The following is a 17,883-nucleotide window of genomic DNA, read 5'->3' as shown; positions in this document are numbered from 1 at the left end:
CCAATCACGATGACCACTCTTACGCCCGAAAGCGCAGCCCGCAAACGCCGCGTCGCCCTGATCGCACACGATCACAAGAAAGACGACATGGTCGCTTTCGCACAAACGCACCGAGCCTTCCTGTCGCAATGCGATCTGCTGGCGACTGGCACCACCGGTGGCCGCCTGGAGAAAGAAGTCGGCCTGACCGTGCAGCGCATGCTGTCCGGCCCGTGGGGCGGCGACTTGCAGATTGGCGCGCAGTTGGCCGAAGGCCGTGTCGACGCCGTCATCTTCCTGCGCGACCCGATGACGCCGCAACCGCACGAACCCGATATCAACGCGCTCGTCCGCGCCTGCGACGTCCACAACATCCCTTGCGCCACCAACCTGGCCACCGCCGACCTGGTGATGTCTGCCCTGCAACGGGTGGCGCCCGATCCGAAGGAGATCCACGCATGACGCAAGCGAAAGCCATCCGCATCTTTGAGGCCGGCGGTCCGGAAGTGATGCAGTACGTCGATGTCGACGTGCCCGCGCCCGGCCCCGGCGAGGCCACCATCAAGCAGCACGCCATCGGCCTGAACTACATCGACGTCTATTTCCGCACCGGGCTGTATCCGCAGCCGCTGCCGGGCGGCATCGGCATGGAAGCTTCGGGTGTCGTGGAAGCGGTGGGCGAGGGCGTCACGCACGTCAAGCCCGGCGACCGCGTCGCCTATGCCGGTCGCCCCACCGGCGCCTACGCTGCGGTGCGCACAATGCCGGCCGACATCCTCGTGCGCCTGCCGGATGCGATCGACTTTGAAACCGGCGCCGCGATGATGCTGCAGGGCATGACCGCGCAGTACCTGCTTCGCGACAGCTACCGCGTGCAGCCCGGCGATACGGTGCTGTTTCACGCAGCCGCTGGCGGTGTGGGTTTGATTGCGTGCCAGTGGCTGAAGGCGCTCGGCGCCACGGTGATTGGCACCGTCGGCAGCGATGCCAAGGCTGAACTTGCCCGCGCGCACGGCTGCGATCACACCATCGTCTACACGCGCGAGAACTTTACCGAACGCGTGCGCGAAATCACCGGCGGCAAGGGCGTGCCGGTGGTCTACGACGGCATTGGCAAAGACACGTTTACGGGTTCGCTGGATTGCCTCGCGCCGCGCGGGATGATGGTGACCTACGGCAACGCATCTGGCCCCGTGCCGCCGGTTGACCTCAGTGTGCTGAGCGCAAAAGGCTCGCTCAAGATCACGCGCCCGACGCTGATGACCTACACGGCGCGGCGCGAGCTGCTGGAACCGATGGCGGCAGAGTTGTTTGATGTAGTGAGCAGCGGCAAGGTGAAGATCGAAATTCACCAACGCTACGAACTGCAGAACGCGGCGCAGGCGCACCGCGATCTGGAAGCGCGCAAGACGACCGGGTCGACGATCCTCTTGCCGTAAGGTGGGACGTTACCGCCCGGAGGGCTTCACACGCCGGGCGGCGGCAAAGCGCGCATCCTCGCGTACGCGGTCGGGCAGGCCGCGCAGCAGCATGTGCAACGCGAACGGCACCAGTACGATGTCGTCCACCCACCCGATCACCGGGATGACATCCGGAATCAGGTCGATTGGCGATACCACATAGCCCACCAGCAGCAGCGCAGCCGGGGCGAGCCACCACGGCTTGTCCGGATGGCGCAGCGCAAACCACAGCAGGCGCGCATCGTTGCGCACCACGCTCCACAGGCGGATGAGGCGTCCGAACATCGTGGGCTCCTTGATGAAAAGCCGGCGTCACATGAGAGCGTTTGACCGGCGGACCATCGTATCAGCTTGGGGAGGCGGCCCGGTTTTCAAGGTAAGGCGCGATCGTCCATAAAAAAAGCCGGCCCCCCCTCGCGAGGTGCCGGCTTTTTGCCGCAACGAACCTGTTCACGGTTCGTAGCGAGCGGTCCGAAGTTGGCTTGAGAAGCGCAGCCGTACATGGGTACGGCGAGCATCACAGAGCCAAGATCGGCCCGCGCAGTAGGACCGTGGGCAGGTTAGCCCGGAATCTTGCCTTCCACGCCTTCCACGTAGAACTTGATGCCGTGCAGGAAGCCGTCGTCGGCGACCTTGTCGGCGGGCAGGACTTCCTTGCCGGTGTTGTCCTTGAGCGGACCCTTCCAGATCGGTGCCGAGCCGTCGATGATGCCCTTCTTGCGGGTCTCGACCAGCGCCTTCACGTCTTCCGGTACCACGGCGTTGTACGCGCCCAGATCGATTGCGCCTTCCTTCAGGCCCCACCACACGGTTTCCGGCTTCCACTTGTTTTCAAGCACGTCGCCGACGACCTTGGTGTAGTACACGCCCCATTTGTTGATCGAGGCGGCCAGGTGGGCCTTCTCGCCGAACTTGGTCATGTCGCTGTCCCAGCCAAGCGCGTAGACACCTTTCTCTTGTGCAGTTTGTACGACTGCTGCGGAGTCGGTGTTCTGCATCAGCACGTCGACACCCTGCCCGATGAGGGTAGTGGCAGCCTCACGCTCCTTGCCCGGATCGAACCACTTGTTGACCCACACCACGCGGGTGGTGGCCTTCGGGTTGACGCTACGCGCGCCCAGCGTGAACGAGTCGATATTGCGGATCACCTCAGGAATGGGCACCGAACCCACCACGCCCAGCTTGCCCGACTTGCTCATCTTGCCGGCGACCACGCCCGCCAGATACGCGCCTTCGTACGTGCGCACGTCGTACTGGCCGAGGTTGTCTGCGGTCTTGAAACCGGTGGCGTGCTCGAACTTCACGTCCGGGAATTCCTTGGCGACCTTGAGCATCGATTCCATGAAACCGAAGCTCGTGCCGAAGATGACCTTGTTGCCCTGGGTGGCCAGGTCGCGGAACACGCGCTCGGCGTCAGCAGCGCTCTCGGGCACGTTTTCGACAAAGCTGGTCTTCACCTTGTCGCCGAACTTCGCTTCAACTTCCTTGCGGCCGGCGTCGTGAGCGTATGTCCAGCCCGCATCGCCCACCGGGCCGACGTAGACGAACGCGACCTTCAGCGGCTCATTGGCCGGTGCCGGCGCGGCAGCGGCGGGTGCCGAGGAAGCGGCCGGCGCGGCGGTCTTGTCGCCTGCGCCTTCGTTGGATTTGCCGCAACCCCAGAGGGTCAGGGCAGCACCGGCGGCCAGGGCGGCCAGCGTGATCCTGCGGGTAACGTTCATCGATTTCTCCTGTTGTGTGGCTCGTTGACTGTGTTGAAGCTTGAAGCAAAAGACGGGAATGCAGAAGCCTTGGGCAGCAGTTTAGGCAGCCCCTGGGCGGAACGGCTTGCCGAGCGAAGCGGGCATGTTCAGGCGGATCCAATCCGGATTGCGCGAGATGATGGCCAGCACGACGATGGTTGCGGCAAACGGCGCCATCGACAGAATCTGCGACGGCACCGACACGCCCATCCCCTGCAGGTAGAACTGCAGGATCGTCACACCGCCAAACAGCAGCGCGCCGAACAGGATGCGCATGGGCCGCCAGGTCGCAAAGGTGGTCAGCGCGAGGGCAATCCAGCCGCGGCCGGCGACCATGTTTTCGACCCACATTGGCGTGTAGACGAGCGACAGGTATGCGCCGGCCAGCCCGCAGCATGCGCCGCCAAACAGCAGCGCGCCAAAGCGGATGGTGCGCACCGGGTAGCCGAGCGCGTGAGCCGACTCCGGTGATTCACCGATCGCGCGCAGCGTGAGCCCCGCGCGCGTCTTGAACAGGAACCAGGCAATCGCGCCGCACAGCAGCAGGCTGAAATAGACCATCCAGTGGTGCGCGAACAGGGCGGGGCCGACGAACGGAATCGACTCCAGCCCCGGAATGCCGTGCGCCTGCGCCGGCAGTGACATGCCGACAAAGCGCTGCCCCATGAAGGCGGACAGCCCGGTGCCGAAGATCGACAAGGCGAGGCCTGTTGCGACTTGGTTGGTGACGAGCACCAGCGCCAGCCACGCGAAGAGGGCCGCCATCACCATGCCGGCAATCGCGCCGGCTGCAAAACCCAGCAGCGGAATCTGCGTCTGGTAACCGACCATGAACCCGACCACGGCGGCCACCAGCATCATCCCTTCGGCGCCGAGATTGAGCACGCCGGAACGCTCGTTCATCAAGAGGCCCAGGGCGGCCAGCAACAGCGGGGTGCCGGCGTTGATCGACGCGGCGATCAGGGGAGCGAGACTTTCCATGTGTGAGGCCTGATCAGTGATGCGCGCGCCAGCGCAGGCGGTATTCGATGAGCGTGTCGCAGGCGAGCAGGAAGAACAGCAGCATGCCCTGGAACACCCCGGTAATGGCCGACGGCAGGCCCAGGCGCGATTGCGCAAGCTCGCCGCCGATATAGAACAGCGACATCACGATCGCGCCCAGCACGGTGCCAACCGGATTCAGCCGACCGACGAATGCCACCACGATGGCGGCAAAGCCGTAGCCCGGGGAAATGGACGGCAGCAGCTGCCCGATCGGGCCCGTGACCTCGAAGGCGCCGGCAATGCCTGCCAGGCCGCCCGACACCAGCAGCGCCGTCCACAGCGCCGCACGTGACGAGAAGCCCGCGTAGCGCGCCGCCTGCGGTGCCAGCCCACCCACTTGCAGCCGGTAACCCGCAAAGCTGCGGAACACGAACAACGTCATCGCCGCCGTCATCACGAGCATGAACAGAAAGCCGACGTGCAGACGCGTGCCGGCTACGAGCGTCGGCAGAACGAATGCGCTGTCGAACACGATCGACTGCGGGAAGTTCATGCCGTTCGGGTCCTTCAACGGCCCGTTGACCACGTACAGCAGCAGCAACTGCGCGATGTACGTAAGCATGAGCGAGACGAGGATCTCGTTGGCATGAAAGCGATCACGCAGCAGCGCAGTAATGGCGGCCCACAGTGCCCCGCCGATCAGGCCGGCAACGACGGCCAGCACCAGCGCAAAGCCGCCGGGGATGGCGGGCGTGGGCGTATCGAAGTAAATGATCGTGGCCGCCGCGAAGATACCGCCGACGATGAGCTGCCCCTCCGCGCCGATGTTCCACACGTGGGCGCGATAGCACACCGACAAGCCGAGGGCGCACAGCACCAGCGGCACGGTCTTGAGCAGCACTTCACCAATCGCGCGTTTGCTGGCCAGCGGTTCGACCAGGAACACGCGCAGGCCCGCCACCGGGTCCTTGCCCAGCAGTGCGAACAGCAGCAAACCGAACACCATCGTCAGCACCAGCGCGATCAGCGGCGAGGCATAGGCCATGGTGCGCGACGGGATTGCGCGCAACTCCAGCGAAACCGGCAGCGCTAGGCGGCTGCCATGCATGACGTCAGCCATGGGCCGCCTCCGAGGTTGCTGCCGCCGAAGCAGCGGTCTTGTCCCACATGCCGCTCATCCACAGGCCGATCTGTTCGCGGTCGGTGGCGTGCGTGGGGGTGGAAGGGGAGAGGCGCCCGTTGGCGATCACGTGCAGGCGATCGCACAGCGCAAAGAGTTCGTCGAGTTCTTCCGACACGATGAGGATGGCGCAGCCCCCGGCTTTGAGCGCGAGGATTTCGTTGTGGATCTGCGCCGCCGCGCCCACGTCCACGCCCCAGGTAGGTTGCGCGACGATGAGCACGCGCGGCGCGCATTCGATTTCGCGGCCGACGATGAATTTCTGCAGATTGCCGCCCGACAGGCTCTTAGCCAATGCGTCCGGGCCGCCGGCCTTCACGCCAAAGCGGCTGATGATGCCGGTAGCCAGCTTGGCGGCAGCCTTCTTGTCGATGAGCCCGCCACGCACCTGCGGCGCACGCTGATGCGTCAGCAGCGTATTGGCGGCCAGCGACAGCGATGGCACGGCGCCGCGCCCCAGGCGCTCTTCCGGCACGAATGACAGTCCGCGCTTGCGACGCGCACGTGGGTCCAGCTTGGCGACCGGCTCGTCGCCGATCGTGATGGTCTGCGCGGGGGCGCGCGTGTCTTCGCCCGACAGGGCGGCCAGCAGTTCCTGCTGCCCATTGCCCGAGACGCCCGCGATGCCGACGATCTCGCCGCTGCGCAATTGCAGGGCGATGTCACGCAGTTCCGTCGCAAAGGCGTGCGACTTGGGCAGCGACAGGCCGGCCACCTCCATGCGCACCTCGCCCGGTGTGGTCTGCGGGCGCAATTCGCGCGGCGGCTCGCCACCGATCATCATGCGAGACAGCGACGCCGCCGTTTCCTGGCGTGGGTCGCACACGCCCGTGACCTTGCCCATGCGCATCACCGTGGCGGCGTGGCACAGGGCTTGAATCTCGTCGAGCTTGTGACTGATGTAGAGAATGCTCGTACCTTCTGCCGCCAACTGGCGCAGCGTGACGAAGAGCTTCTCGACGGCCTGCGGTGTCAGCACCGAGGTCGGCTCGTCAAGAATCAGCAGGCGCGGCTTGGTGAGCAGCGCGCGCACGATTTCCACGCGCTGGCGCTCGCCCACGGACAGCGTGTGCACATGGCGATGCGGCTCCAGCGGCAGGCCGTATTTCTCGCCCGTGCTGCGCACCTGATCGGCCACGTCGCGCAGGTCGGTGCCAGCGGGCAGGCCGAGCAGGATGTTCTCTGCCACCGTGAGCGTGTCGAACAACGAGAAGTGCTGGAACACCATGGCGATGCCCAGCGCGCGGGCCTGGTGCGGATTGGCGATCTCAACGCGCTGGCCGTCGAGCAGCATCTCGCCGGCGTCGGGCTGCACGGCGCCGAAGATGATCTTCATCAGCGTCGACTTGCCGGCGCCGTTTTCGCCTAGCACGGCATGGATCTCGCCCGGCGCGACAGTCAGGCTGACGCCGTCGTTGGCGACCACGCTCGGGTAGCGCTTGGTCATGCCCGTCAGCGACAGGCGTGGTGGGAGTGGTGTCACAACAGGTTGGCTCGTGGTTTCCGTGCCGCTCACCGTGCGGATGCGCAACGGAGGCGGTCTCTTTTTGGGTGTTGACGACACTTCACAACAGGTAACGCCGATGCAGGTTCGCGCCGACGCATCGCAGCAATCATCATGGTTGCGTGATGCTTGCTATCAACCACAAATTATATCGTCCGGCACCGCTCCAGACGGGGATTTCAGCCCGCTTGCGACTGCCTCGTACGAGGGGTGGCAGAGTGCAAATCCCGTGCCGGGCTCATCGGGCCCATTTGCGGGTTCCAGCTTGTCATGCCGACGTATGCAGGTTGCAAGCGCAGCCCTCGGGTGGGGCGCACGAGCTGAGTTGCACCTGACCGGTGCGCGCCCGTGGGGCGCCACTTTGCGCTAAAGTCCTCGGTTTGCTTCGGCGCGGGCCGCACGTCAGCTGCCGCGTCCCGCTCTCCCCTCATGACTGCTCCCGCTCCCGCACGATCCCGCATGCCAGGCCCGATTCCAGGCTGGCTCCTGCTGCTTGGCGCGCTCACGGCCATCGGCCCGCTGTCGGTCGACATGTACCTGCCGAGTCTGCCGACCATCGCGCGCGATCTGAATACGTCGTCGGCCGCGGCGGGGCTCACGCTGACCGTCTTCCTGATCAGCCTGGCGATCGGCCAGCTTATCTACGGCCCGGCCAGCGATCGGTTTGGCCGCAAGCCGCCGCTCTATATCGGTCTGGCGATGTACGTGGCGGCATCCATTGGCTGCGCATTTGCCAAGGACGCTACGATGCTGGCCGTGCTGCGCGGCGTGCAGGGGTTTGGCGGCTGCGCGGGCATGGTCATCGCACGCGCTGCCGTGCGTGATCGCATGGACCCGGCCGGCGCCGCGCAGGCTTATTCGACGCTGATGCTGGTGATGGGTGTGGCGCCCATCCTCGCGCCGATGATTGGCGGCGCGGTGCTGCAGTTCGCAACGTGGCGGGTCATCTTTGCATTGCTGACAGCATTTGGCGTGCTGTCGCTGGTGGCCGTGCACTACCTGATGCGCGAGTCGCTGGCGCCCGAGCAGGCGCGCAAGCTGGCAGTCAGCCATGTGCTGCGCGACTACTGGGAGCTGCTGCGCGATCACCACTACGCCGCCTATATGTGGTGCGGCGCGGTGTTTCTGTCAGGCATGTTTGCGTACATCACCGTGTCGTCGTTCGTGCTGATCGACGGTTATGGGCTGACGCCCTCGCACTATGCGTGGGTGTTTGGCAGCAACGCGGCGGGGATGATCGCAGCATCGCGCGTGAATGTGCGGCTGGTGCGCAAGTACTCGCCGGCGCGCGTGCTGCGCCGGGCGCTGTGGGTGCCGGTTATCACCAGCGTGCTGGCTGCTGCAGCCGCCGCGGCGGGTTATACGCCGCTGCCGCTCGTGCTGGCGGCGCTGTTCTGCTACATCGCGTCGATCGGCTGCATCTCGCCCAACACCGGGGCGCTCGCAATGGCGGGGCAGGGCGCGCGTGCGGGTACGGGCTCGGCGCTTATGGGCGCCATGCAATTCGGCCTCGGCATGGTGACGGGTACGGTGGTCGCCGCCATTGGCCAGACCGCGCTGCCGCTGCTGGGCATGATGGCGGTGTGCGCCGTTGCCGCGCTGGTTCTGGGCCTGCGCATCACGCGCGAAGAGCCCAGCGCCTGATCTTCGCGCTTCCCGCTGTTCCTTAACGCCACTTGTTCTAGAGGCGTCTTCCTCTTTTCATGTGACTCGGGAATAACATGCCCGTCACGCTGACCGTGTTCGGCACCTATGATGAGTGCAGCCGGACCGCGTTCCGCCGCGAGTTGGCCCTGAGTGACTAAGGGTTACTTCTTATACAGAATTTATCGACAATTTATTAACGTATCGCTTTCGTTTTCAATCGCGCATCGTTTTGCTGGGATCTTCCCGCCAACGGTGCACACGAGACGGGGGTCAAGTTGCAGTGCACGATTCACCGGCTGGGAGAACTGGCGCTGTTGTGCGAAGTGCCGCCACCGGCCACCCTGACTTGTCAGCAGCGCATCTGGGCGATGGCTTCGCGCGCGTCCAACTGGACGGGCGTGGTCGACGTGGTGCCCGGCATGAACAACCTCACGCTCGTGTTCGGCCCAATGGCCGATGCGCAGCGATTGGCCACCCAACTGCGCGAAGCCTGGGAAGAAAGCCAGGCGCTGGTGGCTGACGGCAAACTCGTCGACATCGAAGTCGCGTATGGCGGTGACGAAGGTCCCGACCTGCGCGAAGTGGCCAGGCACACTGGCCTGAGCACGGCCGAAGTCGTGCGTCGTCACACCGCGCCCGAATACATCGTCTATTTCCTGGGCTTCCAGCCCGGCTTTGCCTACATGGGCGGGCTCGACAAGTCGCTCGCCACGCCGCGCCGCGCCGAGCCGCGCATGGCCGTGCCGGCCGGCTCGGTGGGCATCGGCGGTGAGCAGACGGGCATCTACCCGGCCGCATCCCCCGGTGGCTGGCAACTGCTGGGCCGTACAGACGCGGCGCTCTTCATGCCGCAGCGCAATCCCCCCACGCTGCTCTCGCCTGGAGACCGCATCCGTTTTGTTGCCTCGAAGGTGCGCGCATGAGTTCGAAACCCCAACCCATGATCGAGATCGTGCGGGCCGGCGTGCTGGCCACCGTGCAAGACCTGGGCCGCACCGGCTATCGCCGCTTTGGCGTATGCACGTCGGGCGCGCTCGATCCGCTATCGCTGTATGTGGGCAACCGCCTGGTCGGCAACCGGAGCGATGCGGCGGGCATCGAGTTCACGCTGGGCAACGCCACGCTGCGCTTCCACGCCAATGGCCTGATCGCGCTGACGGGTGCGGATTGCCGCGCCACGCTTGACGGCGCACCGGTGCATGCATGGCGCGCCATTCCCGTGCAGCGCGGTCAGACGCTGACCTTGCGTGTGGCACAGGGCGGCGTGCGTGCGTATCTCTGCGTGGCCGGCGGCATTGATGTGCCAGAGATGATGGGCTCGCGCAGCACCGATCTGAAAGCCGGATTCGGCGGCCTTGAAGGGCGCCCGCTGAAGGATGGCGACAGGCTGCCCGTGCTGCCTGCCGATACGACGTATGCCCCCGACATCAGCGGCGATACCGTTGCCGTGAAGGCAGCCCGCTGGACATTCGACCGCGCGCAGAAGGACACGCCCGTCATGCGCGTGTTGCCGGGTCCCGAATACGACGATTTCGTTGCCGATGCGCAAGCCGCGTTCTGGGAATCAGACTGGACGCTCACGCCCAACAGCAACCGCATGGGCTTTCGCCTGCAAGGGCCGGAACTCAAGCGCAAGAAGCAGCGCAGCGGCGATCTGCTCTCGCACGGCGTGGTGCCGGGCGTGATCCAGGTGCCGCCGTCTGGCCAGCCCATTGTGCTGATGGCCGATGCGCAAACCACGGGCGGCTATCCGAAGATCGGCTCCGTCATCCTGGCCGACCAATGGCGGCTGGCGCAGATTCCGCTTGGCACGCGCGTGCGCTTCGAGCGCGTGACGCTGGAGCAGGCCGAAGCCGCCCGCGCCGACGTGGCACGGTATCTGCAGCAAATTGAAACCGCGCTGGATTGGCAGCGCCAGGGCATTCTGTCGAGCGCGCACCGCACCGCCAAGACGCGACTGAACGCCTGATGCACCGGAAGACAACACCATGACTGCAATTGATCTGAACGCCGACCTCGGCGAGGGCTGCGATACCGACGAGGCGCTCCTCACGCTGGTGAGTTCCGCCAACATCGCGTGCGGCTGGCACGCCGGCGACGTCAACACGATGCGCCAGACCGTCGGCTGGGCGCTACGCCAGGGCGTATCGATCGGCGCGCATCCGAGTTTTCCTGATCGCGAAAACTTCGGCCGCACTGAAATGCACCTCCCGCCGGATGAAATCTACGCGGGCGTGCTGTTCCAGATCGGCGGGCTGTCGGCCATCGTGCGCGCGCAGGGCGGCAAGCTCGCCCACGTGAAGGCGCATGGCGCGCTGTACAACCAGGCTTCGCGTGACCGGCCTCTGGCCGTCGCCATCGTGCGCGCGATCCGTGATTTCGATCCGTCGCTGGTGGTGTTTGGTCTGGCGGGCGGTGAGCTGGTCAAGGCCGCGCGCGAGCTTGGCCTGCAGGCCAAGGAAGAGGTGTTTGCCGATCGCGGCTACAACGCGGACGGCTCGCTCGTCAAACGCGGCACGCCGGGTGCCCTGATCGACAGCGAAGATGCCGCGCTCGACCAGACGCTGACGATGGTGCGCGAGCAGCGCGTAAAGGCCATCGATGGCACGTGGGTTCCGATCCGCGCGGAAACGGTTTGTCTGCACGGCGACGGCGCGCATGCGCTGGCGTTCGCGCGACGCATTCGGGAACGGCTGGGCAGCGAAGGGATCGCTGTTCGCGCCGGCGCCTGAGCCACGGCCCCGTCCTTCCAGCGGGGCTTTTTATTAACTTGGGGGGAAGCACCACATGGGTACGGCAGTGAATCTATGGCCGCTGATCGGGGTGGCCGTCATCATCGCGGGGTTCATCCTGCGATTCAATCCGATGCTGGTGGTGGCCGTGGCCGCCATCGCCACCGGCTTTGCGGCATCGATGTCCATCGACCAGATCCTGACGGCGATCGGGACGGGCATCATCAAGACGCGGACCTTGCCGCTGATCATCCTGCTGCCGCTCGCGGTGGTGGGCCTGCTTGAGCGCCACGGCTTGCGTGAGCACGCGCAGAACTGGATCTCGCGCATCCAATCGGCCACGGTGGGCCGTCTGCTGATCGTCTACCTCGCCGTGCGCGAGCTGACGGCGGCCGCCGGTCTGACGAGCCTCGGTGGGCATCCGCAGATGGTCCGTCCGCTGCTGGCCCCAATGGCCGAAGGTGCCGCCGAAAACCGCTTCGGCAAACTGCCGGCGCCGGTGCGCGAACGCCTGCTGGCCTTCTGCGCCGCCACCGACAACGTCGGCCTGTTCTTCGGCGAAGACATCTTCGTGGCCTTTGGCGCCATCGCGCTGATGCACACGTTCCTGCTCGGCTCGGGCATCGACGTGGAACCGCTGCACATCGCTGTGTGGGGCATCCCGACCGCGGTCTGCGCGTTCCTGATCCACTCGGTGCGCCTCAAGCGCCTGGATGGCTGGCTTGCCCGTGAAATGGGTGCCGCCGCTAACACCAACGCGGCCGCGGCCAAGCAGGGGTAAGCCATGATTCTGTCAATCAACTATCTGTACTGGCTGGCCGGGATCATCCTGACGATCACCGCGCTGATGACCTTTGCCGACAAGAACCACCCGCGTCGCTGGACCACGGGCCTGTTCTGGGCGATCTTCGCCGTCATCTTTCTCGTTGGCGACAAGATCCCGCCGATCGCGGTGGGCATCGGCGCCGTGGTGATGGCGCTGCTGGCCGGCACGGGCGGTGTAACGCTGGGCAAGCATGGCGAACTGCCGGCAGAAGAGCGCCGTGCATCCGCCAAACGCCTGGGCAACCGACTGTTCATTCCGGCACTGACCATTCCGCTGGTCACCGTCATCGGCAGCGTGTTCCTGAAGGACATCAAGATCGGCGGCGATCTGCTGCTCGATCCGAAGAACCAGACCTTCGTCTCGCTGGGCCTGGGCTGCATCATCTCGCTCGCGCTGGCGTGCTGGTTGACGCGCGACACGCCGGTGCAAGCCATGCGTGAATCGCGCCGGCTGACGGAGTCGCTGGGCTGGGCGCTGGTGCTGCCGCAGATGCTGGCCATGCTGGGTCTCGTCTTCGCCGATGCCGGTGTGGGCAAGGCTGTTGCGCACCTGACCACCGCCTACATCAACATGGACTATCGCCTCGTTGCGGTCGTTGTCTATTGCGTGGGCATGGCGCTGTTCACCGTCATCATGGGCAACGGCTTTGCAGCCTTCCCGGTCATGACGGGCGGCGTGGGGGTGCCGATCCTGGTGGGCGTGTTCCATGGCAACCCGGCGGTGATGGCGGCCATCGGCATGTTCTCGGGCTACTGCGGCACGCTGATGACCCCGATGGCGGCCAACTTCAATATCGTGCCGGCTGCGCTGCTGGAGTTGTCCGATAAGAACGCTGTGATCAAAGCGCAAGTCCCGACCGCGCTGCTGTTGCTTACAGCCAATATCCTGCTCTTGTACTTCCTGATGCTCCACTAATCGTGTTTAATGCGTCGCGTGCGGTGTGCGTCACGCGGGCGGTTCTTCCCCCGCCGACGTCACCAAGCGCGATCGCTGCCCGCGAGACAAGGGCATGCGGTCGTAGACCTCGCATCGTGCTCTTTCTCCGGGGGGATTCATGAGCAGCCAGATGACGAGCGGCCGTTCCATGTCGGGACGCCGCTTTCTTTGTGTTCTCGCAGTCAGTGCCCTGTCGCTGATTTCCGCCGCGCACGCCAGCGCGGAAACGCTCCGAGTGGCCACGCCGTATCCGGCCCTCAATTTCCATACGCAAAACCTGCAGGCCTTCGCCAGCGCCGTCAGCAGCGCCACCAACGGCGGGCTCAAGCTTGAGGTTTATCCGAACGGTACGCTGCTCAAGCCGGCCGCCATCTTTGACGGCGTCAAGGACGGCAAAGCCGAGGCTGGCGAGGTGATGCTTTCGACGCTGGCCCAGCGCGATCCGCTCTTCGGCGTGGATTCGATTCCCTTCGTGGTGTCGGGCTACAACGATGCGCGCCTGCTGTGGGATGCCTCGCGCAGCCACATCGAAGCGCTGATGAAGGCCAACGGATTGCGCCTGCTGTACGCCGTACCCTGGCCGCCGCAGAACCTGTATTCCGAAACACCGATCGCCCGTTTGTCCGACCTGAAGGGACATCGTTTGCGCACCTATAACGCGGCGCAAAAGCGCATTGCCGAGTTGTATGGTGCCCAGGCCGTGCAGGTGGAAGCCGCCGATCTGACCGCCGCGATTGCCGGCGGGCGGATCGACACGATGGTCACCTCGCCGTCCACCGGTCTGGAAACGAAGGCTGGCCAGCGCATGACCTATTACTACAAGGTCAACGCGTGGATCCCGAAGAACGCCGTGTTCGTCAACGAGGCGCGCTTCGCCAAGCTCCCGCCGGCGATGCAGCAGACCGTGCTCAAGCTCGCCAAGGATTACGAGACGCGGGGTTGGGACGCCAGCCGCCAGACCTATGAGCGCGATGAAGCCGAGCTCGCCAAAACCGGCGTGCGCGTGCTCAATCCCGACGTGACCTTGCAGGGCGACATGCGCCGCCTGGGCGAACGCCTGACGCGTGAATGGCTGCACACCGCGGGCACGGAAGAAGTCGACATCCTGTTGAACTTCGAGAACAAGCGCAGCAAGGCCAACTGACGCCGCAACGCGCTTGGGCATGATGTTCGACGGACGTTTATCATCGTTTTAGTCTTACGCAGCACGCAGGAGAACGTCATGCCTACCGTCCTCGTCACCGGTTTCGATCCGTTCGAGAACGAACCCATCAATCCGTCGTGGGAAGCCGTGCGCACCCTCGACGGCCAGGGAATCGCCGGCGCCGACATCGTTGCGCGCCAGTTGCCGACCATCTTTGGTGAATCCAACAAAGTGCTCGGCAAGTTGCTGCAGACACTGCAGCCGGATGTGGTGATCGCCGTGGGGCAGGCCGGTGGCCGCGCCGAGATGGCCATCGAGCGCATCGCCATCAATGTCGACGACGCCCGCATTGCCGATAACGCCGGCAAACAGCCCATCGATATCGCAATCGCAAGCGACGGACCGGCCGCGTATTTTTCAACGCTGCCGATCAAGGCCATCGTGCGCGAGTTGCGTGCCGGCGGTGTTCCTGCGTCGGTGTCGCAGACGGCGGGCACCTTTGTCTGCAACCACGTCTTCTATGGGCTGATGCATGCCATCGCCCGTCACAAGCTGCCCACGCGCGGCGGCTTCATCCACATCCCGTATCTGCCGTCGCAGGCAGCCAAGCACCCGGGGCAACCGAGCATGGCGCACGACACCATCGTCACAGGCCTGCGCATCGCCATCGAGACAACGCTGCGCACGCTGCACGACGTACGCGAAACGGGCGGCCAGCTGCACTGAGCTAGCGCGACGGCGCAGCGCGCTGTTCAGTCCGTGAAGCGCTTATGCCGTTGTAGTTCGATGTGCACCGGTGTGCCCGGCGCTGCATAGGCTGAGGTGATCGGCGCCGTGTCGGCCGTGGCCCATTCGGCTTCGATGGACGCTGGCGTTTCGTCGTGCAACACGGGTGTGTGCTGCAATTCGGACGTCGTCGGCGAGTGCGCGACGGCCAGCGTCAGCGCTCGAGGCCGCGGCTTCACCGGCAATGGCGTCGCGGCCGGCGGTGTTGCAGCGATGACCGGCGCGGTAACTTCCGTTTCGTCGAAAGTCATGTCGGTCGCCTGGGCAACGTTGGCTGCGGCTGCTGCCGTGGTGGCGGCTTGCGGCTCCGTGGCTTTGTTGGTTTCCACGGGTGCCGCCGGCAATGCAAGGGAATGATCGAGTGAACGTGGCGATGCGGCCTGCGGGGGCAGGGCGGCCACGGTTGTTTGATCAAGCTGTGCGGCGGGCTGCCGATGCTGCCCGGTCTGCCAGCCAAGCAGCGCGGCCGCCAATGTGCACGCCATGCCAATCGACAGCACAGACACGCGTCGACGCCACTGCCCATGGCCCGCAGCACCAGCGCCCCCCCACGTGTTGGCTGCGGGATCGGTCGCCGCGCTGACCTGTGTAGCGGCGTTGGCCTGCACGTTATCGAGCGTTGGCCCGAAGGGCGGCGGCATACGCACCAGACCCGGTAGGCGCAGGTGTCCGTCGATGATGAAGTTGGGGGATTCCAAGGCCGTCTCCGCTGATGGCCGCAGCGGACATCCAGGCCGGCTGCGCAAGCAGGCGCCATGCTAAGCGGCAGATGGACGGTGGTCGATCAGACTGGTCTTAAGTCGATGCGTGCTGCATCTAGCGCGGAGAGGTCGCTGGCCCGCCGCTCTCGCGCAGGCCAGGGAGGTGGCGTCAAAGAACGTTACGGCGCAGGCGACCAGTGCGGATCATTCAACTGCTTTTCCAGCAGGCGGATCTGCTGCTGCAGCGATTCAACCTGGGTTTGATACGCGCGGCGCTCAATGTCCAGCGCCTTGGTTTCCTGGCGCATGGTCTGCTGTTCGGTCAGCATCTTCTGACGCTGCGCCTGCATGATGCGCACTTCCTGGCTGAGCGATTCGGCGCGCTGCTGCGCCGCCTGGGCTTCGCGCTCCAGTTGCGCCTTCTGGCCCGCCGTGACGGCGCGGCGCAGATCATCTTCGGCCCACGTCCGAGTCTGGCTGGCCAGCGTGTCGTATGCGCCTTCTGCCGGAGCGACCGACGCAAACTTGTACACGCGCCACAATTCTTTGCGATACGACAGGGCAACGTAGGCCGTGGTGTCCTCGTTGACGAGTAGCAGGCTGGTGCCGTAGTCGCCGTTGTAGGTCGTGCGCAGTTCGGTCAGGCGTTTCTGCGCCAGCAACTGCTGCAGCTCAGCGACGGTACCGCCCGATGCAGCCGTGGACGCTGCTGGCGCTTGTGGCGCACTGGCTTGCGCGTGGACCAAGCCGGCGCCTGCAACCGAGGCTGCGGCAACGAACGTGAGGACGGTTCGGCGGAGTACGAGAGACATCGCAAAGTTCAGAAATCGGAGGCGACGCGACTATATCAGCTTTGCGCGCCCAGCCCCGCAGGGAGCGTACCGATTTGACCTTCCGTCGCTTTTGAGTCGTGGCGGCGTCGGGCTTCGGCGACGATGCACTGCCACTCGCTGAAGGAGACGCGCTCGCGGAACATCTCGATCAGGAAGTCGCCCACGTCCTGATGCCGCTTTGGCGTGCCAAGCGCGGCTTTCAAGCGTCGCAATTCTCTCTGCAAACGCGTGACACGGGCCCGCGCGTTGGCCTGTTGCAATGAGCCGAGGGGAAATCTTCTTACGGATGCTTCGGCCGCTGCCAGGGCTCGTACGAGGTCGGCACGTTGCTGTTGAAGCGATTCAATCTCGCGCTGGAATTTGCGGCTGCCGTCTGGGGAGGGGGATTGCGATTGCTCGGGGCGAGCGATGGCATGGCGCACGTTGTGGCCTCCTGCGATGGGTTGGTATCCCGCTCCCTGACGCCAATCAGGGTGGCCGGGCACAAGGTAGAGTTGGCGTACCGGTATCGCAGGCAACCGGCGAGCGCGAGCGCTCCCCCACCAAGGCCCGACCAGAGGAGGCGCTTGATGTACGGGCGTAAAAAAACCGCCAACCGGCGGTCGTACCCGCCTGCGATATTCCCGGACGCCAATCCGAGGTCACGTTGTGTGCGTGACGGGCGGCAGTATAGCCCAGGGTGCGTGGGCCATTTGTGCCAGATGGTGTTGTGATATCGACGGGTGGCCGGGCACAAGGTGGAGTTGGCGTACCGGCGATACAGGAAACCGGTGAGCGCAAGCGCTCCTCTACCAAGGCCCGGCCATGAACAAAGCGGGTATCAGCGGTTCTGCATCTCTTTGAGCCACAGGCTCATCAGCCCAGCGCGGCCACGCACGCCGAATTTGCGATAGATATTCGTGATGTAAGAGTGCGTTGTCGACGTGGCCAGGCCGAGCTGTTCCGCGATCTGCTTTTCCGCAGCCTCCGTCAACAACAACTGCAATACCCGGGATTCGTGAGGCGCCAGACGCGCTTGCAGTTGCGCCAGCTGGCTCTGCTCGGCCAGGGCCCGCGTTGCGGTGACGTCACGCGCCACGCCAATGCGCAGTCGGTGCTCGACGCTCCACTGCGCCGACCATGACAACTGGACATCGGTGCCAAGCTGGTGGCGATAGCGATTTTCGAATCCGGTGCACTTTGCACCCGCCTGAACGCGACCGGCCTCCCTTCGGGTTCTGTCGCGGTCGTCCGGCGCTACGAGTTCAAGCATGCATTGCCCGACCAGCTCAGATGGCCGATAACCCAGGAGGTCTTGCCAGGCCGCGTTGGCGTGACGGATACGCCCCCGCTCGTCGACCAGGAAGACGCCATCCGGAAGGCTATTGGCCAAAGCGATCGCGCTCACATCATTGAGGACTTCCATGGTCTGCCGCGTTTGGTTGCAATA

At 65.0% G+C, this 17,883-nt stretch carries 19 protein-coding genes; 10 read left to right on the top strand and 9 right to left on the bottom strand.

What is annotated here, in order from left to right; translation table 11 throughout:
- Window positions 1-9: 9 nt before the first annotated feature.
- Window positions 10-441 (top strand): methylglyoxal synthase, encoded by a 432-nt coding sequence (locus ACU8YE_RS08650; RefSeq protein ID WP_232040588.1) that lies wholly within the window; start codon window positions 10-12, stop codon window positions 439-441.
- On the top strand, window positions 438-1,418 hold the full coding sequence (locus ACU8YE_RS08645) for a quinone oxidoreductase family protein (protein WP_446928517.1): 981 nt from the start codon (window positions 438-440) through the stop codon (window positions 1,416-1,418). Before ACU8YE_RS08650 ends, ACU8YE_RS08645 begins: the two co-directional genes overlap by 4 nt.
- A gap of 9 nt (window positions 1,419-1,427) precedes the next feature.
- Here the strand turns inward: ACU8YE_RS08645 and ACU8YE_RS08640 are convergent, their stop codons facing one another.
- The 5 genes from ACU8YE_RS08640 to ACU8YE_RS08620 all read right to left on the bottom strand — a co-directional run bounded on the left by ACU8YE_RS08640 (window position 1,428) and on the right by ACU8YE_RS08620 (window position 6,792).
- Window positions 1,428-1,724, bottom strand: a complete 297-nt coding sequence (locus ACU8YE_RS08640; protein ID WP_433864830.1) for a DUF1232 domain-containing protein — start codon at window positions 1,722-1,724, stop codon at window positions 1,428-1,430.
- 275 nt (window positions 1,725-1,999) lie between these two features.
- Window positions 2,000-3,160: a BMP family ABC transporter substrate-binding protein gene (locus tag ACU8YE_RS08635; protein ID WP_232040585.1), complete on the bottom strand. Its 1,161-nt coding sequence runs from the start codon at window positions 3,158-3,160 to the stop codon at window positions 2,000-2,002.
- An 81-nt stretch (window positions 3,161-3,241) separates the two neighbouring features.
- Entirely contained in the window at window positions 3,242-4,162 is a 921-nt protein-coding gene (locus ACU8YE_RS08630; protein WP_024975208.1) for an ABC transporter permease, read from the bottom strand.
- A 13-nt stretch (window positions 4,163-4,175) separates the two neighbouring features.
- Window positions 4,176-5,285: an ABC transporter permease gene (locus tag ACU8YE_RS08625; protein ID WP_446928516.1), complete on the bottom strand. Its 1,110-nt coding sequence runs from the start codon at window positions 5,283-5,285 to the stop codon at window positions 4,176-4,178.
- The gene (locus ACU8YE_RS08620) at window positions 5,278-6,792 is read right to left on the bottom strand and encodes an ABC transporter ATP-binding protein (RefSeq protein WP_232043028.1); all 1,515 of its coding nucleotides are present in this window, start codon (window positions 6,790-6,792) and stop codon (window positions 5,278-5,280) included. The genes ACU8YE_RS08625 and ACU8YE_RS08620 overlap by 8 nt, the downstream gene beginning before the upstream one ends.
- Before the next feature lie 486 nt (window positions 6,793-7,278).
- Here ACU8YE_RS08620 and ACU8YE_RS08615 point away from each other — a divergent pair, with 486 nt between their 5' ends.
- The 8 genes from ACU8YE_RS08615 (at window position 7,279) to pcp (ending at window position 14,860) form a co-directional block, all read left to right on the top strand.
- Window positions 7,279-8,493, top strand: a complete 1,215-nt coding sequence (locus tag ACU8YE_RS08615; protein ID WP_045206106.1) for a multidrug effflux MFS transporter — start codon at window positions 7,279-7,281, stop codon at window positions 8,491-8,493.
- A 278-nt stretch (window positions 8,494-8,771) separates the two neighbouring features.
- Window positions 8,772-9,419, top strand: a complete 648-nt coding sequence (pxpB, locus tag ACU8YE_RS08610) for a 5-oxoprolinase subunit PxpB (RefSeq protein ID WP_322017310.1) — start codon at window positions 8,772-8,774, stop codon at window positions 9,417-9,419.
- On the top strand, window positions 9,416-10,465 hold the full coding sequence (locus ACU8YE_RS08605) for a 5-oxoprolinase subunit C family protein (RefSeq protein ID WP_316670750.1): 1,050 nt from the start codon (window positions 9,416-9,418) through the stop codon (window positions 10,463-10,465). Before pxpB ends, ACU8YE_RS08605 begins: the two co-directional genes overlap by 4 nt.
- A gap of 19 nt (window positions 10,466-10,484) precedes the next feature.
- Entirely contained in the window at window positions 10,485-11,228 is a 744-nt protein-coding gene (pxpA, locus tag ACU8YE_RS08600) for a 5-oxoprolinase subunit PxpA (protein WP_024975214.1), read from the top strand.
- Between the two features lie 55 nt (window positions 11,229-11,283).
- Window positions 11,284-12,009: a DUF969 domain-containing protein gene (locus tag ACU8YE_RS08595; protein ID WP_045206110.1), complete on the top strand. Its 726-nt coding sequence runs from the start codon at window positions 11,284-11,286 to the stop codon at window positions 12,007-12,009.
- A 3-nt stretch (window positions 12,010-12,012) separates the two neighbouring features.
- Window positions 12,013-12,969, top strand: coding sequence for a DUF979 domain-containing protein (locus ACU8YE_RS08590; protein ID WP_232040581.1), 957 nt, complete (start codon window positions 12,013-12,015; stop codon window positions 12,967-12,969).
- A gap of 139 nt (window positions 12,970-13,108) precedes the next feature.
- Window positions 13,109-14,134, top strand: a complete 1,026-nt coding sequence (locus tag ACU8YE_RS08585) for a TRAP transporter substrate-binding protein (RefSeq protein ID WP_232040580.1) — start codon at window positions 13,109-13,111, stop codon at window positions 14,132-14,134.
- Window positions 14,135-14,212: 78 nt separating this feature from the next.
- Window positions 14,213-14,860, top strand: coding sequence for a pyroglutamyl-peptidase I (gene pcp / locus ACU8YE_RS08580; RefSeq protein ID WP_260801878.1), 648 nt, complete (start codon window positions 14,213-14,215; stop codon window positions 14,858-14,860).
- Between the two features lie 26 nt (window positions 14,861-14,886).
- Here the strand turns inward: pcp and ACU8YE_RS08575 are convergent, their stop codons facing one another.
- The 4 genes from ACU8YE_RS08575 to ACU8YE_RS08560 form a co-directional block, all read right to left on the bottom strand.
- On the bottom strand, window positions 14,887-15,618 hold the full coding sequence (locus ACU8YE_RS08575) for a ribonuclease E (protein ID WP_446928515.1): 732 nt from the start codon (window positions 15,616-15,618) through the stop codon (window positions 14,887-14,889).
- A 182-nt stretch (window positions 15,619-15,800) separates the two neighbouring features.
- Window positions 15,801-16,433: a DUF2968 domain-containing protein gene (locus ACU8YE_RS08570; protein ID WP_316869886.1), complete on the bottom strand. Its 633-nt coding sequence runs from the start codon at window positions 16,431-16,433 to the stop codon at window positions 15,801-15,803.
- 35 nt (window positions 16,434-16,468) lie between these two features.
- A complete protein-coding gene (locus ACU8YE_RS08565; protein WP_316869885.1) occupies window positions 16,469-16,876 on the bottom strand; it encodes a hypothetical protein in 408 nt (135 codons plus the stop codon).
- 398 nt (window positions 16,877-17,274) lie between these two features.
- Window positions 17,275-17,859, bottom strand: coding sequence for a PAS domain S-box protein (locus ACU8YE_RS08560; RefSeq protein WP_232040575.1), 585 nt, complete (start codon window positions 17,857-17,859; stop codon window positions 17,275-17,277).
- Window positions 17,860-17,883 lie beyond the last annotated feature (24 nt).

It is taken from the genome of Ralstonia sp. VS2407, assembly GCF_052950655.1.
This window is presented reverse-complemented; position numbering and strand designations above follow the sequence as displayed.

Excerpts from the sequence above, each read along its gene's own strand:
- ACU8YE_RS08650 (WP_232040588.1), top strand. The coding sequence starts at position 10 with ATGACCACTCTTACGCCCGAAAGCGCAGCCCGCAAACGCCGCGTCGCC.
- ACU8YE_RS08645 (WP_446928517.1), top strand. The coding sequence starts at position 438 with ATGACGCAAGCGAAAGCCATCCGCATCTTTGAGGCCGGCGGTCCGGAA.
- ACU8YE_RS08640 (WP_433864830.1), bottom strand. The coding sequence starts at position 1,724 with ATGTTCGGACGCCTCATCCGCCTGTGGAGCGTGGTGCGCAACGATGCG.
- ACU8YE_RS08635 (WP_232040585.1), bottom strand. The coding sequence starts at position 3,160 with ATGAACGTTACCCGCAGGATCACGCTGGCCGCCCTGGCCGCCGGTGCT.
- ACU8YE_RS08630 (WP_024975208.1), bottom strand. The coding sequence starts at position 4,162 with ATGGAAAGTCTCGCTCCCCTGATCGCCGCGTCGATCAACGCCGGCACC.
- ACU8YE_RS08625 (WP_446928516.1), bottom strand. The coding sequence starts at position 5,285 with ATGGCTGACGTCATGCATGGCAGCCGCCTAGCGCTGCCGGTTTCGCTG.
- ACU8YE_RS08620 (WP_232043028.1), bottom strand. The coding sequence starts at position 6,792 with ATGACCAAGCGCTACCCGAGCGTGGTCGCCAACGACGGCGTCAGCCTG.
- ACU8YE_RS08615 (WP_045206106.1), top strand. The coding sequence starts at position 7,279 with ATGACTGCTCCCGCTCCCGCACGATCCCGCATGCCAGGCCCGATTCCA.
- ACU8YE_RS08605 (WP_316670750.1), top strand. The coding sequence starts at position 9,416 with ATGAGTTCGAAACCCCAACCCATGATCGAGATCGTGCGGGCCGGCGTG.
- pxpA (WP_024975214.1), top strand. The coding sequence starts at position 10,485 with ATGACTGCAATTGATCTGAACGCCGACCTCGGCGAGGGCTGCGATACC.
- ACU8YE_RS08595 (WP_045206110.1), top strand. The coding sequence starts at position 11,284 with ATGGGTACGGCAGTGAATCTATGGCCGCTGATCGGGGTGGCCGTCATC.
- ACU8YE_RS08590 (WP_232040581.1), top strand. The coding sequence starts at position 12,013 with ATGATTCTGTCAATCAACTATCTGTACTGGCTGGCCGGGATCATCCTG.
- ACU8YE_RS08585 (WP_232040580.1), top strand. The coding sequence starts at position 13,109 with ATGAGCAGCCAGATGACGAGCGGCCGTTCCATGTCGGGACGCCGCTTT.
- pcp (WP_260801878.1), top strand. The coding sequence starts at position 14,213 with ATGCCTACCGTCCTCGTCACCGGTTTCGATCCGTTCGAGAACGAACCC.
- ACU8YE_RS08570 (WP_316869886.1), bottom strand. The coding sequence starts at position 16,433 with ATGTCTCTCGTACTCCGCCGAACCGTCCTCACGTTCGTTGCCGCAGCC.
- ACU8YE_RS08560 (WP_232040575.1), bottom strand. The coding sequence starts at position 17,859 with ATGGAAGTCCTCAATGATGTGAGCGCGATCGCTTTGGCCAATAGCCTT.